General features: G+C 67.0%; 11 protein-coding genes. 6 read left to right on the top strand and 5 right to left on the bottom strand.

Translation table 11 applies throughout. The features are described from left to right. From ACVCAH_RS27675 to ACVCAH_RS27660, 4 genes are all read left to right on the top strand, one after another. Window positions 1-2,100: a DEAD/DEAH box helicase gene (locus ACVCAH_RS27675; protein ID WP_447139155.1), complete on the top strand. Its 2,100-nt coding sequence runs from the start codon at window positions 1-3 to the stop codon at window positions 2,098-2,100. Window positions 2,101-3,558: 1,458 nt separating this feature from the next. After that, a complete protein-coding gene (locus ACVCAH_RS27670) occupies window positions 3,559-5,190 on the top strand; it encodes a carbamoyltransferase C-terminal domain-containing protein (RefSeq protein WP_447139154.1) in 1,632 nt (543 codons plus the stop codon). 335 nt (window positions 5,191-5,525) lie between these two features. Beyond that, entirely contained in the window at window positions 5,526-6,116 is a 591-nt protein-coding gene (locus ACVCAH_RS27665) for a glycosyltransferase (protein WP_447139153.1), read from the top strand. A 181-nt stretch (window positions 6,117-6,297) separates the two neighbouring features. After that, entirely contained in the window at window positions 6,298-8,241 is a 1,944-nt protein-coding gene (locus ACVCAH_RS27660; RefSeq protein ID WP_447139152.1) for a family 16 glycosylhydrolase, read from the top strand. Between the two features lie 279 nt (window positions 8,242-8,520). Here the strand turns inward: ACVCAH_RS27660 and ACVCAH_RS27655 are convergent, their stop codons facing one another. From ACVCAH_RS27655 to ACVCAH_RS27645, 3 genes are all read right to left on the bottom strand, one after another. Further along, a complete protein-coding gene (locus ACVCAH_RS27655; RefSeq protein ID WP_447139151.1) occupies window positions 8,521-9,147 on the bottom strand; it encodes an NADPH-dependent F420 reductase in 627 nt (208 codons plus the stop codon). A gap of 431 nt (window positions 9,148-9,578) precedes the next feature. Next, window positions 9,579-9,923 (bottom strand): methyltransferase family protein, encoded by a 345-nt coding sequence (locus tag ACVCAH_RS27650; RefSeq protein WP_447139150.1) that lies wholly within the window; start codon window positions 9,921-9,923, stop codon window positions 9,579-9,581. A gap of 242 nt (window positions 9,924-10,165) precedes the next feature. Continuing rightward, entirely contained in the window at window positions 10,166-12,184 is a 2,019-nt protein-coding gene (locus tag ACVCAH_RS27645) for a heavy metal translocating P-type ATPase (RefSeq protein ID WP_447139149.1), read from the bottom strand. Window positions 12,185-12,269: 85 nt separating this feature from the next. Here ACVCAH_RS27645 and ACVCAH_RS27640 point away from each other — a divergent pair, with 85 nt between their 5' ends. Then, window positions 12,270-12,650 carry an ArsR/SmtB family transcription factor gene (locus tag ACVCAH_RS27640; RefSeq protein ID WP_447139148.1) on the top strand — a complete coding sequence of 127 codons (381 nt, stop codon included), beginning with the start codon at window positions 12,270-12,272 and terminating at the stop codon, window positions 12,648-12,650. 415 nt (window positions 12,651-13,065) lie between these two features. Beyond that, on the top strand, window positions 13,066-13,314 hold the full coding sequence (locus ACVCAH_RS27635; RefSeq protein WP_447139147.1) for a hypothetical protein: 249 nt from the start codon (window positions 13,066-13,068) through the stop codon (window positions 13,312-13,314). A 332-nt stretch (window positions 13,315-13,646) separates the two neighbouring features. Here ACVCAH_RS27635 and ACVCAH_RS27630 read toward each other — a convergent pair whose 3' ends face one another. After that, complete coding sequence (locus ACVCAH_RS27630; RefSeq protein ID WP_447139146.1) at window positions 13,647-15,011, bottom strand: heparan-alpha-glucosaminide N-acetyltransferase domain-containing protein; 1,365 nt, start codon at window positions 15,009-15,011, stop codon at window positions 13,647-13,649. A gap of 156 nt (window positions 15,012-15,167) precedes the next feature. Continuing rightward, the gene (locus tag ACVCAH_RS27625) at window positions 15,168-15,977 is read right to left on the bottom strand and encodes a dimethylarginine dimethylaminohydrolase family protein (RefSeq protein ID WP_447139145.1); all 810 of its coding nucleotides are present in this window, start codon (window positions 15,975-15,977) and stop codon (window positions 15,168-15,170) included. Window positions 15,978-16,212: the final 235 nt, after the last annotated feature.

Raw genomic sequence — 16,212 nt, 5'->3', positions numbered from 1 at the left:
ATGCCGCCCGACCTCGACCCGGTCGTGCTGTATCACGTGGTCAACACCCTGGGCTGGCGCGATCTGCGCCCGATGCAGCGAGCCGCTGTCGCGCCGGTACGCGGCGGTCTGGATGCCCTGCTCCTCGCCCCGACCGCCGGGGGCAAGACGGAGGCGGCGCTCTTTCCGCTGCTGAGCCGGATGGCGGAACAGCGGTGGACGGGTGCCTCGGTGCTCTACCTCGCCCCGCTGAAGGCGTTGCTCAACAACCTCCAGCCCCGGATCGAGCGGTACGCCGGCTGGCTCGGACGACGCGCCGCCGTCTGGCACGGCGACGTCAGCGCCTCCCGCCGCCGGGCGGTGCTCTTCGAACGGCCCGACATCCTGCTCACCACCCCCGAGTCGTTGGAATCCATGCTGGTCAGCACGAAGGTCGACCACCGGCTGTTCTTCGCGGACCTGCAGGCCGTCGTCGTTGACGAGGTGCACGCCTTCGCCGGTGACGATCGAGGCTGGCATCTGCTGGCCGTGCTGGAAAGGCTGACCCGGGTGGCGGGCCGACCCCTACAGCGGATCGGACTGTCCGCCACCGTCGGCAACCCCGGGCAACTGCTCACGTGGCTGCAGGGATCGGGCGCGGGCAGCCGGCTGGCGCAGGTGGTGGCCCCCGATGCGGTCGCGGTGGTCGATCGCCCGCCGCCCGGCGACATCGAGCTGGACTACGTCGGCTCGTTGGCGAATGCCGCGACGGTGATCGCCGGGTTACACGGCGGCGAGAAGCGCCTTGTCTTTTGCGAGTCCCGGCAGACCGTCGAAGAACTCGGTCAACTGCTGCGGGAGAAAGGAGTCACCACCTTCCTCTCCCACGCGTCGCTCTCCGCCGACGAGCGCCGCCGCGCCGAGCAGGCATTCAGCGAAGCCCGGGACTGCGTCATCGTCTCCACCAGCACCCTCGAGCTGGGCATCGACGTGGGCGACCTGGACCGGGTGATCCAGATTGACGCGCCGGCCACGGTGGCGTCGTTCCTCCAACGCCTCGGCCGCACCGGCCGGCGCCCGGGGGGCAGCCGCAACTGCCTCTTCCTGACCCTCGACGGCGAAGCGCTGACGGAGGCGGCGGCGCTTCTGCTGCTCTGGAGCCGGGGCTGGGTGGAGCCGGTGAGCGCGCCGCCCGAGCCGCGGCACATCGTGGCTCAGCAGGTGCTCGCGCTCTGTTTGCAAGAGCATCGGGTCGGCGACCAACTGTGGACGCAGGCGTGGAACGGGCTGCCGCCCTTTGGGGAGAGTGCCCGTCCGATCGTCCGTCACCTCGTGGAGCACGGCTACCTCGACCAGGACGGCGGGATGCTGTTCATCGGCCCCGCCGCAGAGCAGCGCTTCGGTCGCCGGCACTTCATGGACCTGACCGCGGTCTTCACCGGGCCCCCGGAATTCACCGTGATGACCGGCCGGAACGAGCTCGGCCGGATCGACCCGAGCCTGCTCACCGAGGAGGTCCGAGGTGACCGCCGGCTGCTCCTGGGCGGCCGTAGCTGGCGCGTCACCTACATCGACTGGCGTCGGCGGCGGTGCTTCGTGGAGCCCGCGGACGGGGGCGGACGAGCCCGCTGGCGGGGCAGCGGCTGGGCCTACCTGGGCTTCGAGCTGAACCGTGCCATGCGGGATGTCCTGCTCGGTACGGACCCGCCCGTCGCCATCACCCGCCGGGCGGCGGCCCGACTCGCCGAGGTACGTGCCGACAAAGCGCACCTCGTGCATCCGGGCGGAACGATCATCGTGCGGGAGAAGGACGGCGACCTGCGCTGGTGGACCTGGGCCGGCTTCCGGGCGAACGCCACCCTGACCGCGACCCTCGGCGAGGTCGTCGACCCGGTGGAGAGGTTCGACGACTGCAGCATCCGACTCCGGGAAGACGTGACCCGACGAGCCTGGCGGTCGCTGACGGCGGACGCCGCTGATCGGCTGTGCCTGCCGGAGGTCGACGAGAAGGCGCTGGTCGGCCTCAAATTCAACGCCGCCGTGCCGACACGGCTTGCCACGGCGACCCTGGCGGCCCGACTGGCGGACCTGGACCGGGCCGCCATGGTGCTGGGCGAGCCGACCCGATTCCTGGTCGCCTGAGCTGTTTCGCCCTGGGTTGAGCCAGCCCGGGCGAATGCCGGCACAGCACGACCGGTCACCGGCGCCAGTGGCATGGCAGGACGGCGATCCAACCCTTACCGCTGAGGTGGATCAATAGCCATATCGAGTTCATGGACTCGGCTGGCCCGCCGCAGTAGGCGTTCGACGGACGCGCGTGCCGTTGTGGGGCTGATGGTTCCGCTGTTCGACGGAGCGCGCGGGGCCGCAGCGGCGGCGACAATCGCGGTACGCCCTCTCACTGGAGATGCCGTGCCGCAGATGCCCGGTCCGCCTGAGCCCTCAGCGCAACAGTCGCCTGGACCCGATGGATTGTCGGCCGTAGAGCCCTCACTGGTACCAGCCGTGCCCTCAGGGACCCCATCTCGAAGTGCAAGGGTGGGCCTCGTCCTGCTGGTGGTGGTCGTGGGTGGGTTGTTCATGTAGGACCGGGTCCCCGACGCTGAGAGCGTGGCCAGGACCTGCTTCGACGGGTTCGTCACAGGGGTCGATGACAGGGCTCATGATGTCTGCCTTCGGAAAGCGGCAGGGAGCGTCGCCATCGGGCGCCGCCGCCCCCTGTGACACGTCGGGTTGTGGGTGGTGAGCTCGGCGCTTGCCCAGCCGTTCTCGCCGCAGGTAGGTGGCAGTGAAAGACTGGCCGCCGGTTGGCTGGGTGGCTGGTCGGACGCAGGCGGCTTGCGGTGATGGCAGGGGCTGCTGCGGCGATATCGCTGACCGGGAGGTCCGAAACCAGCCGGAGGACGGTGCGGCGGTGGCCGGTGCGGTGACCTGAGCTCGGCGGTGAGCGGGCAGGGCCGGTCGGGTGGCGGTCTCGCGGGCGCGGTGGGCGTCGCGTGCTGGCGGGCATGGGTACGCCTCGTGTGTGCAGCGCAGGTCGGCGCATCCGGTTCGATGCGGGGCGGTCCGGCGGCATGCAGCGTCTTGAATAACTGCCCTGCCTGCTGGTACGCCCTCTCCTCGGCCTCAGGATTGAGCAGCCGATATCGATTACCACCGCATCGGGTGGGATTCGCGCGGCGGACAGGTGAGCGATCGTGACGGCGACCTCCAGTCCGCTGATCTCGGCATGGTGCAGTGCCCGCCCAATGACCCGTGGCCGCGGGCCAGCAACTCGGCCGTGCATGTGACAGTCGTCGTCGACGCAGGACGCGCTAGCAAGTTGATCTCTGCGGGCCGCCTTAGATGTGAGGGTCGTTGGAATCAAGCATCCGCAACCGATCGGTGAGCAGGGTTTCGAAGGCGGTAGCGACTCCGTCGGGTCGTCGGCTTCGCCTCGCTGGAACGCGGGTCTGCTGCGGGGCGGAGAACCGGGTAAGTTGCATTTGATCACGAGCACGAGGCTGCTTCGGGAGAGAGTCACTGACAGATTGCGTAGCCACCGCCGCGCGAGAAGTTGGGATGCGCCAGCGGCGGACCTCGTCCCGGGCGTCGTCAGGCATGCCGAACGAGAAGGGCCACGTAAGCGTGGAGATCATGTCGTACAACCCGGGTCATGACGGAGCCGTCGTCCACCTTCGCGACGGCTACCTCGTCTCTTCTGTCGAAGCAGAGAAGGACTCCAACTACCGGTACACGCCAGTCTCGAGTCGCGACATGCTCGACGCTTTCGGACGACTGGAGCAAGCGCCCGACGTGGTGTGCACTGGAGGTTGGTGGCCGCGCGAGGCGCGCCCGACCGGGTCAATGTCGCATGTTGGATATCGCGGCATCGTTAAAGACGGAATCACCGTGGAACATCGCCGCTTACTCGGGAAAACGGTTCCGTTCTTCTCCTCTTCTCATGAAAGGTCGCACCTGCTCTGCGGATTTGGCATGTCACCCTTCCCCCAGGGCTCACCTTGCTATGCCCTGGTGTGGGAGGGGACGATCGGCGCATTCTATGAGATCGATTCAGAGATGAACATAACGTTGATCGCCGACGTGATGAGCGAACCGGGGGACCGATACGCCTCGATCTACGGATTGGCAGATCCAACCTTTCCAAAGAACGCGTCTTTCTCCCGCTTCTCCGATGCGGGAAAGCTGATGGCGCTCGCCTCTTTTTCAAGAAGGGACACGCCCACCGCTGAGGAGGAAGACCTGATGGCCTTCCTCCTATCTTCGGAGCACGTTCAGCTTGATCTCTATGACCGGCTGGAGTCTTCCGCGTACTACAACGTAGGCACGGATGACATAGAGTTCCGCAACTTTGCGGGCATTTTTAGCGACAGAATCTTCGACACCTTCTACCGCTTCGCGAAGGTGAACTTGCGCAGGAATCTGCCTTTGGTCATCGCTGGAGGTTGCGGCCTGAACTGTGACTGGAACTCGAAGTGGAGGGAGGCGGACATTTTCCCTGAGGTCTTCGTGCCACCCGTTGCCAACGACTCCGGCTCGGCAATCGGGACCGCGATCGACGCTCAACTCCACTTCACCGGGAACGCAAAGATCAAATGGGACGTATATTCCGGGCTGCCTTTCAGGATGGATTCGTCCGTCATCCCCGGTCGCTACGACGTCCGAGACGCGAGTCACGAGGAGGTCGCCCACATGCTCAGTAGCGGCCTGATCCTCGGTTGGGTCAACGGCAGGTACGAGATCGGACCTCGTGCCCTCGGCAACAGGTCCATTCTCGCCGCGCCTTTCGAAGACAGCACGAGGGTGCGCCTGAACGAGATCAAGCAACGCGAGCAGTTCCGGCCAATTGCCCCTGTCTGTCTAGAAGATGATGCGGCGAGATGGTTCGGCTGTGATCGCGAAAGCCCGTTCATGCTATACACCTTCCGAGCCAACACGGATGCGCTTGCCGCAGTAACGCACGTGAACGGCACGGCCCGACTCCAAACTGTAAGCCCGAGCACGAACCCAGAACTCTACGAGCTGCTCCATGCCTTCAAGGCGCGTACCGGATACGGAGTCCTGTGCAACACGTCTCTCAACTTCAACGGGAAGGGATTCATCAACAATCTGTCGGACCTCGATACCTACACCGCGGATCACGGACTGGACGGGTTTGTAGTCGAGGGGCGTGCGTATCTCCTCCGGAGTTCCGAGCGTTACATGGCATATCGGAAAGATGGCGGTAGGTGAAACCGACGAGGCGCGATCCAGCGAAGCCTTTGAACTCGCCAGCACCCGATGACGCTCCCGCGGCAGACCGCCCTCGGCTAGAAGCCTCGGCAACGGATTCCTACCCGCCAGGCTTCGAAGAGGACGACGGTCTGCGTTCTGACTTCATTCGACAATTGACGTTGCGTCAACTACGAAGCGTTCGAGACCCATCGAGATGCGGACGTCCCAATCGCGCGGGGTGGATACCCAGAACTCTGGTGCGGTTTTGGCACGATCCGTGTGACGTGCCACCGGACGTCCGTGAGTGCTTGAAGAGTTGGGACGCGCTGCGCGACGAAGGTTTCTCGTTTCGAATGTTCGACGACGCCTCGGCAGCGGCCTACATCGAGGAGTGGTATGGCCCCCGGGAGCTTGCCGCGTTTGCACGATGCAGGCATCCCGCAATGCGCAGCGACTACCTACGCATGTGTTTCGTGCTCGCGGAGGGCGGCCTTTACGTCGATGCCGACGACGTACTGCTTGGCGATGGCTGGAACGACCTCTTCCGCGATGGCACGCTAAAGGTCCACCCACTGTGCTATGACATAACTGCCGGCGGAATGGTGTCGGGGTCTGAACTGCGACGAACCGACATGCCGACCGCCGGCCGCATCTTTTATGTCAACAACAACCCGATCGCCGCACCCGCCGGTCATCCGGTCCTCCGGCGTGCGCTCGCGCGTGCGACCGATTCGCTGCTTGGAGACGAGCCAACGCCGGAGATCCAGGCGACGACTGGCCCCGGGAACCTCACCGCTGTCCTAGCCGCGCACGCCCGCGAATCACAGATCAGGGGCGCCACGCCGGACTTCGAGTTGCTCCTGCACTGGGAGGAAGTCGCGGAGCCGCGCTGGGACCTCGCATACCGCGGCGACACCCGCAACTGGCGCAACATGGAGTGCTGAAGGCCCCTCAATGAACATCAACAAATTCACCAGTCCAATGCGAAAGCTAGCGTTCCGCACGTGGCGCTCTGTGGCCGCGCTTGTACCGGGTGGCAGAGTTCGGGCTTTTGGTGGGAACACAGACCAAATTAAGGCCATCATCGTCGTCAACCTGGACAGGCAGCCGGGACGATGGCGGCGCGTGACCAAAGAGCTAGGCCGGTTCCGGACATCCGAAGGCGTTCCCTTGACATCGATCACACGGCGGCTCGCAGCAGTCGATGCGCGGGACGGACGCGCCGTAGCGGCGACCGTTGACGTGGACGCGATGTACCGAATCGGCGATCAGTTGTACGTGCAACCCGACGCCCGACTTGCAGAGTGCTTCGGCGAGGACGAGCCGGTGCGGATGTCGCGGCAGGAAGTTGCGGTGGCGCGGTCGCACGTGGAGGTCTGGAAAGCCGTCGCGACGGGGAACGAGGACTACGTGCTCGTCCTAGAGGACGACGTTTGGTTCAAACCTGGTGCCCCAGCCGCTATTGATCGCGGCTGGCGCGCCGCCCTCGAGCGGTGCACAGCCGAAGGCGGACCGAAGCTGCTCTACCTATCCTACTCAGACGCCGGCGGAACCGCGGCACGCGACGATGCTTGCGACATCCTCTTTCGACCTGCGCGCGGACTCTGGTTCCTCTCGGGTTACGTGCTTTCGCGCGAGGGAGCGACAGCCCTCCTTCGCGCAATGCCCGTGGTCGGACCCGTCGACCTATGGATGAACTATCGGTTTGCAGAAATCGGTGCGCTGGCACTCTCTTCGCCCGCGATAGCGCAGAGGCATGACGGAGCGTCGGACAATGCCTACTCGGTCCTGCCGTACCTGGCCCGCGCTGGGATCGTCGATTCGGGTCACGCAGCCAAGCCTCCCGCCCCATCGAGCCTCGGCCCAGTGCTGGCGTGGACCGGGGGCGGGGAGCGGGAAAGCCTCGCCATGGCGCTGTCGATACTCGGGTTGCGCGTTCGCGCGTTCGACGGCGACGAGCAACCGATGCACGAGCGAGAACTGGCCGACGCATGGAAAATCTTCGACGCTCTTGTCAACGTTCCGCTCGTTCCTAGCGCGCTTGCCGCTACCGTAGCGAACGAGCGTTCAGTCATTCTCCTTGAGGCGAACGCGCCGATACCAGCGGGTTTGGAGCTAGACCGGCTGCCCCCGTCCCGCTCGGCGGTTCTGGCACCTCGTGATTCCTCAGGCGGATCGTGGGCGGCCCTCTGTGGCGTGCTGGGCCTTGTCGAGCCCGTCGAACCCTTCCCCACCGGAACTCCAAGAGCCTTCCGCCTGTTCCGAGACCAACGCCCGACCGCGCGACTCGTGCCCAGGGCGCGGCTACGGCAGGACAACCTCGCGATGGACGATTCGCCCTGGGTCCTTCCAGCGTCGAGCGGATGGCGGCCGACGCAGGTCCCGCGCCGTTCCGTTCCCACGGCAGGCCCCTCCATTGCGGAGGCCTCCATGACAGAGGCGTCGACATCGTTCCCTGGTCTCACTGAGACTTTCCCGGGCAACCTAGCGTCGTTCGCGCGGGAAGGTCTCCAGCACAGCGACGAGGGCGCGCATCTAGTGATTGACGCTATCGAAAGTGGACCGCGACGGTACCGCTCTGGGGCGTTCGCATCCGTACGCTCGTTCCTGCATGGGCGCTTTGAGGCAGAAATAAGGGCGGCACCAGGCGCGGGCCTCATCACCGGATTCTTCCTGCATCGCGACACACCACGGCAGGAGATCGACATCGAGTTCGTGGGCGCCGATCCCCGGCGAATGCTGGTCAACGTGTACTTCAATCCGGGCGACGACGGTACCGCCATGGACTTCGGCTACCGCGGCTCGCCCTGCCGAATCGATCTCGGCTTCGACGCCACCGAGGACTTCCATCGATACGCTATCGACTGGCGCGCAGACCGGGTGACGTGGCTGGTAGACGGCAGGGTGGTCCATGAGCGCGTCGGCTGGGACCCAACCCCGATCCCCCACCTGAACATGCGCGTTCATGCCAACCTGTGGGCACCCCGCTCCGAGGAACTCGCCGGACGCATTGACCAGCGCAAGCTGCCCGCGGCCGCTGCCTTCAGAAACGTGCTGGTGACTGAGTAGCTATTCAGCGCAAGGGCGTCTGATGCTCCGTAGCCGGTGTCGCCGGTTGATGCATGTGACATGCCCGAGTGGTTGTGGTGCCACAAGAAGACGCAGTACCCCCAGTACGAAGGACGCGATGGCCCAGACCTGCCGGGGGGCCTTCGCCGTTGGCGGAGCCAACGGTCGTCACGGGTGTACCAATAATTGTCACTATGGGCGGGCTGGTCGTAGCCATAATGGTCATTCCAACACGAGCGCCAACCAGCAGGCTCGGCACTACGGTGTGTAGGGGGAGGGTCAGTTGACGATGCCGAAGCCCCCGGTCCAGGTGACCTTCTCGTTCGCGGCGAGGCTGATTTGCAGAAAGCCGAGGGCCTCCATCTCCCGGGCGCGCTTGAGGGAGCCAACGTCGATCGCCTTCAGCCCGCCGGCTGTGACCACGCCGGCGAGGCTGGCCTTGGCGTCGGCGTCGTCGCCGGCGATCAGCACGGTGGTGGTGAGCGGGCCGACGGTTCCTGCGGCGAGGGTGCCGGCGAAGGTGGTGTTGAACGCCTTGAGTACCCGCGAGGTTGGGAGCTTCGCGGCGATCTCCGCGGCGGCCGAGGAGTCGGCGGGAACGGTCAGGGAGTCGAAGGTCTCGAAGTTCAGTGGGTTGGTGATGTCGATGACAATCTTGTTGTCGAGCTGGCCGGCGCGCTGGGCCAGCACCTGGTCCACGGCGGGGTAAGGCACGGCGAGCACGACGATGTCGCCGGTGACCGGCTTGTCGGTGTCGTTCTTGCCGAACAACTCGACGGTGTTGTCGCCCTTGGTGACAACGGCGGAGATGGCCTGGCCCATGTTCCCGGTGCCGATGATCGAGATGCGTGCCATGAGGCTCTTCCTTTCACGATTGTTTGACGCTTCAAGTAAGAAGCTGAGCACGCAGTGGTTGACAGGGCGTGCTGGACTCCCAGCTGCCCCGCGACGCGGACCTGACCCATGTCGAGTAATACTGCGTACTCGCGATGCTGTCCAAAGCGCCCGAGCGGACGCTGGGGATGACCGCGCTGCCCCCCGTGCGCCAACGCCACTCTCCCACGGCTTTCGCAAGTGGTGCGACGACTTGACGACCGCGGCCTGGTGGAACGGTTCCTCTGCCTCGGGCGATGGGCGCGCCACCGACGCCCAGCCGACCGAACTCGGGTGGAACACCCCCAGGGACACCAGCCGGGTCGCAGGAGGCGCGTCCCTCCGTGGGGTTGCGTAGCTGGACTGTGGCCATGATTTGTAGCACCCGGTTGATCTGCGGGTTGCCGGTAGGAGAGAGCCGGTGTCGTAACGTCTGACCGTCTGAGTCTGGCGGGGTGGCCGGCTCAGCTCGGGGAGGAAGCGTCTGATGTTGGCCGCAGAGCGCCGGTAGGCGTCACCTGGGCAGCGATCAGGTATGGCTCCTCTACGGCTCGGACTTGCAGTTGCAGCGCCAGGGCCAGGATGAGCCACCCCGCCAGTGCCACAGTGCTGGGCACCATGAGGGTCAGGCCGAGGGTGGTTGCCGCCATGGCGGTGAAGATGGGGTTGCGGGCGAGTGCGAATGGGCCGTTGGTTATCAGGGCGGTGTGTTCGCCCGGGTCTACGCCGACGCGCCAGGAGGTGCCCATGGCCAGCTGGGCGGCGAGCGTGGCGGGGATGCCGACGGCGGTGAGGATCAGGCCGACCATGTGCAGGGTGTCGTGGTTGAGGCCGGTGCAGTGGTGGCAGGCCGGCGGGGGCAGCGGCCGGCCTCGCGAAGCCGAGCACAACGGCCGCGATGAACAGCAGCTGGCCCACCGGGCAAGGTGCCGGGCCGGCCTGCGTCGAGGCGTAGGCCGGTTCGCCTGCGCGATCCATTGGGTGACGGTACGCCAGCCGAAAGCGAGCAGCAGTCCCAGCAGCTAGAGCAGCAGCGCAAGCCAGGCCATCGTCAGTCCCTCGGGGCGGTGCCGTTGTCGAGGACTGGCAAGGGGTGCGCGGTCGTCGCAGTTGTTCCTTGCTGCCACGTGGATTGCCGCAGGAGTCGCAGGCCGTTGAGGGCCACGATGATGGTGGAGCCCTCGTGGCCGGCGACGCCCAGGGGTAGGGGCAGGTGGCCCACGAGGTCCCAGGTCACCAGTACGACGATGAAGGTGGCTGCGATCGCGAGGTTGGCCTTGACCACGCGGCGGGCTCGCCGGGATAGGGCGATAACGGCGGGCAGGGTGGCGAGGTCGTCGCGGACGAGGACAGCGTCAGCGGTTTGCAGGGCGAGGTCGGAGCCGTGCCGGCCCATTGCAACGCCCAGGTCGGCGGTGGCCAGGGCAGGGGCGTCGTTGACCCCGTCGCCGACGAGCAGTACCCGATGTCCTTGGGCTTGGAGGTCGCGGACCAGGTCGACCTTGCCGGCCGGCAGCAGGCCCGCGTGGGTGTCGGTGATGCCTGCTTCGGCCGCGAGTCGTTGTGCTGCTCCAGCGTTGTCGCCGGTGAGTAGGACGGGTCGTCTGCTGGTGAGGGCCGTGAGGGATTCGACGGTGGCGGCGGCCCGGGGGCGGATGTCGTCAGCGAGGGCAAGGACGCCGCACGGGCGGTTGTCGACGGCTACGACCACGGCGGTGCAGCCGTCGGCCTGGGCCTGGGCCACAGCCCGTCGAACCTCGGCAGCGTGCTCATACTCGCGGAGCTGGTCGAGCAGGGTGGGGCTGCCGACGGTGACCCGCTTGCCATCGACGAGGGCGGACACGCCGTGGCCCGGGGCGGAGCTGAAGTCGTGGGCTTCCGGGATCAACAGTCCCCGATCTCGTGCGGCGGTCACGACGGCGGCCGCGAGGGGATGTTCGCTGGGGTTCTCCGCCCCGGCAGCGAGCCGAAGCAGCTGCGTGGCGTCGACGCCGGCGGCGGTGTGGATCTCGATGACACGTGGGGTTCCCTTGGTGAGGGTGCCGGTCTTGTCGAAGGCCACCAGGTTCGTGTCGGCCAGTTGTTCCATGACCACGGCGGACTTGACCAACACCCCGCGACGACCGGCGAGCGCGATGGCGGACAACAGCGGCGGCATCGTCGCTAGTACCACCGCGCTGGGCGAGGCGACGATCATGAAGGTCATGGCGCGCAGCAGGGTTGGCTGCAATTCGGCGCCGAAGGCGAGCGGGATACCGAACAGGGCCAGCGTCGCCACCACCACCGCCACGGAGTAGCGCTGCTCGACCTTCTCGATGAACAGTTGCGTCTTCGCCTTGGTGGCCGAGGCTTCCTCGACCAGCGCGACGATGCGGGCGATCACCGACTCGCCGGCGGGCCGGTGCACGCGGGCGACGAGTGATCCGGTCCCGTTGAGGGTGCCGGCGAACACTTCATCTCCGGCCGTCTTCGCCACCGGCAGCGGCTCGCCGGTGATGGTGGCCTGGTCGACGTCGCTGGCTCCGTCCAGCACGAGCGCGTCAGCGCCGATCCGTTCCCCGGGCCGGACGCGGATCAGGTCGTCCACGGCCAAGTCCGCCGTGTCGACGATCTCCTCACCGCCCTCGGGCAGCAGCCTGGTCGCGCGTTCGGGAGCCAGGTCGAGCAGGGCCCGGACCGAGTCGGCGGTACGGGCGGTTGCGACCGCTTCCAACGCGCCGGAGGTGGCGAAGATGACGATCAGCAGCGCCCCGTCGAACACCTGCCCGATGCTCGCCGCGCCGATCGCTGCCACGATCATCAGCAGATCGACGTCCAGGGTGCGTTCGCGCAGCGCCCGCAGGGCGGTGAGCGCCGGTTCCCAGCCGCCGGCGGCGTAGCAGGCCAGGTACAGCGCCCACCACACCAGGGCGGGCGCACCCAGCAGCTGGGCGACACCGCCGACTGCGAACAACACGGTGGCGATGAGGGCCCACCGCACCTCGGCAAGCGCCCGGAACCGGGCCACGAGACCCGGCGGGGGAGCGCGTCCGGCGATGGCAGGGGCCGAGGACAGCGTCGAGGTGGTCACGAGGAACCACCATACCTGCGTAGTCGCGAAGGTAAGCAATCAGCTAGGCAGACGACTGCTGTGGTTCAGCGTTATGGTGGGCTCCGTGCACACCTCACTGTCCGACTTCCAGATGCCCAACGAGGAGCAGGTCCATTTGGCCGCCGAAGGGTTCCGGCTGCTCGCCGACCCGACGCGGATCAAGATCCTCTGGGCCCTGCTCCAGGGTGAGTCATCGGTTGCCTGCCTGGCGGAACTGGTCGGAGCCGCCCCGACCGCCGTGAGTCAGCACTTGGCCAAGCTGCGCCTCGCCGGTCTCGTCAAGGGGCGACGGGAAGGCACCTTCGTTCACTACTCGGCGGCCGACCCCCACGTACGGGCACTGCTCGCCGAGGCGCTGTTCCACGCCGACCACGCAGATCAGCCCGACCGAGGCGACCACCAGACACACCAGCACCGACCCACGCCCGCACACGCCGCCAGGTGACCTGAGATTCAGGCGGCCGGGCTGGGCAGTTTTGGGACGGCGGTGACGGCCGTGCCTCCGACAGCACCCTGTGCTACTCCGACGATGGCCCAGACCATTGGGTGACCGGCGGTGGCGTCGAGTCCAACCACGTGACGTGTAACCACACTCGTACCCGGCGAGCGCCGGCTACGACCACCACGCCTCCCGTGGATGGGGTTTGTCAGATCCTTTGGCAGCGCGACGGTGCGGCTGGCGTGTCGCGTTAGGCGCGGGTGGTGGTTGTCAAGGGTGAGCGCTGATATGTCGATGCTGGTGGTGGCTTTGTAGCTGCGCCGGTCGATGTTTGGGCCGCGGGCCTGGTACTTGCTTTCGAGCGTTTGATCATGCGGGCTTTTACTCGGACCCTGCGTTCGGGTAGGAGGTTGTTCAGGACGTGGCTGCCGATGACGCCGACCAGGTCGATGTCGGTGTCGGCGATGACGCCGGCGGCGTGGACGACCTGGTCACGGGCGGTGGTCAGGGCGGTGGTGAAGCTGGCCTGGTCGGGATCGATGTCGGGCTGGCTGTCGGTGGCGTCGACCATGGCGGTGAGCAGCAGTTGGTAGACGATGAGCAGGGCGTGGATTTCCTGGTCGACGCCGTCGGGGGTTCGGGCGCGCAGCACCCGTCCGGCCAGGATTGAGGATTTGAGTTCGAGGTAGGGCGGTCTCGATTTCCCAGCGTTCGTGGTAGAGCCGGATCAGGTCGGCGGTCGGGTGAGCGTGTGGGTCGAGCAATGTGGTCAGCAGCCGGTAGTCGCCGGTGCGGGTGCCGGCGGTGGTGGTGATGCTGATCCGGGCTTCGACGACCCTGATCGTCAGGGCGCCGATTCGGGTCAGCCATGAGCCGTCGCTCAGGCGGCGCAGTATCGGCAGCCGGCGGTTGGCCTTGGCGCGGATCAGCAGGTCCGCGCCCTGAAGGCGGGCAGCGGTGGCGACACAGGTGGGGCGGCTGCTAGACATGACCGTCACAGCGTCACTCCTCCGCCCGCCAGCCACGCCAGTTGGTGGTATGCGGGTGAGCCGAGTAGCCGCGTGAGCGCGGTGCCGCTCGGGGATACATCGATAGACCGACATGCGTTGTCCGGGCCTGTCCGGTGGCCAGTCGGCGGGCGCCGCGGGACAGCATCGCCACGAGCGCTTCCAGCGGGCCACGACCCGCGTAGGCCCACCATGGGATCGCGACCAGCAGGATGGCCAGGATCTGCCAGAGGTATCCGGTCATGGCCTCGAAGGTGTCGAGTTCGGAGTTGATGAACATGATGTGCGCGGTGTAGAGCGTCAGCGTCATGCTGCCGGCCGCGGCCAGGGGCACCAGCAGCACGGAGATGGCCCGTCGCGGGAAGGGCCGTGCGACGTGGCCGGTGAGCAGCAGGACGGCGAGCAGGGCCATGGCGCTTCCGGTGGTGCCGAGTAGGTCGAGTGGCGTGCTGGTGTGCGGCGCGTCGACCGCGAGCCACCACCACGTCGAGGTGGGCGTGCTGCCGTCCCCACCGAACGTGAGGAGTGCCGTTGTCTCGGCCGCGTTGAGCCCGCTCTTCGGCTGGGTGAACCAAATCTGCCGCAGGCCCTCGTACCGGTTGAGCAGGACCCACGACGCCACCGGCGCCGCGACGGCGAATGCCACTCCGGTCACCAGCAGCGAGAGGACCACTTTGATCCTGGTGAGGGCCAGTCGTCCGATCACCAAGCCGGCACACAGGTACGCCAGCCACGCCACCGCCGGGTATATCCCCGTCATCGAGAGCTCGATGATGAGCGAGCCGGGGTCTTGGATGAGATGTGGGAATGCCGGGTTCTGGTAGGTCGGTTCCGGCAAATGCGGCAGCAGGATCTGGCGGAGCGCGGGAGCGCCGGCGGCCACGGCCAGGCCGGTGAACGCCACCAGCCAGGTTGGCAGGAACACCAGCGGGACCGCCATCAGGAACATCACCGCGTAGTAGGGCAGGATCACCGACGCCATGGACGCGTCGGTGTAACCCAGTGCCAAGCCGATCGCGCCGATGACCAGGGCCCGGACGACGAGCCCAGCAATGGGGCCCAACCCATCGGTCCGGCGGACCCGGCGTCGACCGGTGATGAACGCGATACCGACCCCGGCCAGCACCGCGAACAGGGCAGCCGCCCGGCCCTGGAAGATCGTGAACGACCAGGTCGGTCGTCCCGCCTCGTCAGCTACGTACAGCGAGTGCACGGCGATCATGCCGAACAGCGCGACTCCCCGGGCTGCGTCCACGCCGAGCAGCCGGGATCGCTGTGCCGGCAGGCTCGTCGTCGTCGCGGCGGGAGGGTCGCCGGCCCCTTCGAGGGCTTTACGGCTGCGGTAAATGGTCGATGTCATGGCCTCATCGCAGTGTCAATCAAGAAAGGTTGGAGCGGAGATCGGTGCCTAGCCGTTCGGCGGCGGGCGGGGCGGGCGGGCAGCGCCGCGGCCCCCGGTAGAGCCGCGGCCCCCGGTAGACCAGCGTCACCGACTGGGTTAGTGGCGAGCGGACCGTCAGGCCGCGGCCGGCAGTGGGTTGTCGAGGGTCAGCGCGGTGCAGCGCACCCCGCCCCCGCCCTTGGCGAGTTCGGTGGTGTCGAGTTCGACGACCTGCAGGCCGCGGGCGCGCAGCACGGCGGCCAGCCGGGGGGCGCCTTTGGTCATGGTCACGGTGGTGCCGTCGCTGATGAGGTTGAGCGCGAAGCGGGCGGCCTCCTCGACGTCGACCTCGATGAGGTCCATGCCGAGTCCGCGCAGCCGGTGGCGGCTGGGGTCGTCGAGGGCTTCGGGGCAGTAGGCGAGGGTCCGCCCGGGCTGGACGACCCCGACTGCCAGGTCGAGGTCGTACCACCGCGGGCTGACCGTCCGCAGCGGCACCACCTGGTAGTCCAACTCCCGGGCGAGTACGGCGTGGATCCGCCGGTCGGTCCGCTGTCCGTAGCCGGCGAGGAGCAGGTCGCCGCAGGCCAGGGCGTCGCCTTGGCCGCTGAAGGGGTAGGGCGCTTCCAGGACCTCGTAGTCGTGGTTGATCAGCCACTCCTGGAAGTACGGCATTTCGGCCTTGCGCTCCGGCGGGGGTGCGCCGAGGACGGCCCGGTCGCCCCGTACCACTGCGGCGTTCGCGGTGAAGACCATGTCCGGGCACTCGGGTGCGGACGGCAGGTACTCGATGCGGCGGCCCGCCGTGAGGTGCGCGACGATGATTGTCTCGTGCTCGGCCACCGCTGCTGCCTGGTCGGGCTGCACGTCGGTGTGCATGTAGGGGTTGATTTCGTAGTCGACCCGGAAGTGAGCGGCGTCGGAAACCAGCAGTGCCTTGTTCATTGAGCGGTTTTTCCTCTCGGTGAGTGGAGAATGGACGGGATCTTGCTGGAGCGCAGCGGGCGGCCCGCTCCGGTCAGCCGTGAAGAGTTCAGTGCGAGCCCCGGCCGTGCGTGCGGTATCAGGCCGCCTGTTGGTCGACGGGGTCGCGGGTGAGCACGCCTTGGGCGGGGATCCCGCGCCATCGGGTCCCGGGGGTGAGGTGTTCGCCCTTCATCAGCAGTGAGAGCGAGTCCAG

It is taken from the genome of Micromonospora sp. LZ34, assembly GCF_052981855.1.
The sequence above is the reverse complement of the archived record's forward strand: the minus strand, read 5'-3'. Positions and strand labels throughout refer to the sequence as shown.

Excerpts from the sequence above, each read along its gene's own strand:
- ACVCAH_RS27650 (WP_447139150.1), bottom strand. The coding sequence starts at position 9,923 with ATGGTCGGCCTGATCCTCACCGCCGTCGGCATCCCCGCCACGCTCGCC.
- ACVCAH_RS27665 (WP_447139153.1), top strand. The coding sequence starts at position 5,526 with ATGTTCGACGACGCCTCGGCAGCGGCCTACATCGAGGAGTGGTATGGC.
- ACVCAH_RS27630 (WP_447139146.1), bottom strand. The coding sequence starts at position 15,011 with ATGACATCGACCATTTACCGCAGCCGTAAAGCCCTCGAAGGGGCCGGC.
- ACVCAH_RS27675 (WP_447139155.1), top strand. The coding sequence starts at position 1 with ATGCCGCCCGACCTCGACCCGGTCGTGCTGTATCACGTGGTCAACACC.
- ACVCAH_RS27625 (WP_447139145.1), bottom strand. The coding sequence starts at position 15,977 with ATGAACAAGGCACTGCTGGTTTCCGACGCCGCTCACTTCCGGGTCGAC.
- ACVCAH_RS27670 (WP_447139154.1), top strand. The coding sequence starts at position 3,559 with ATGCCGAACGAGAAGGGCCACGTAAGCGTGGAGATCATGTCGTACAAC.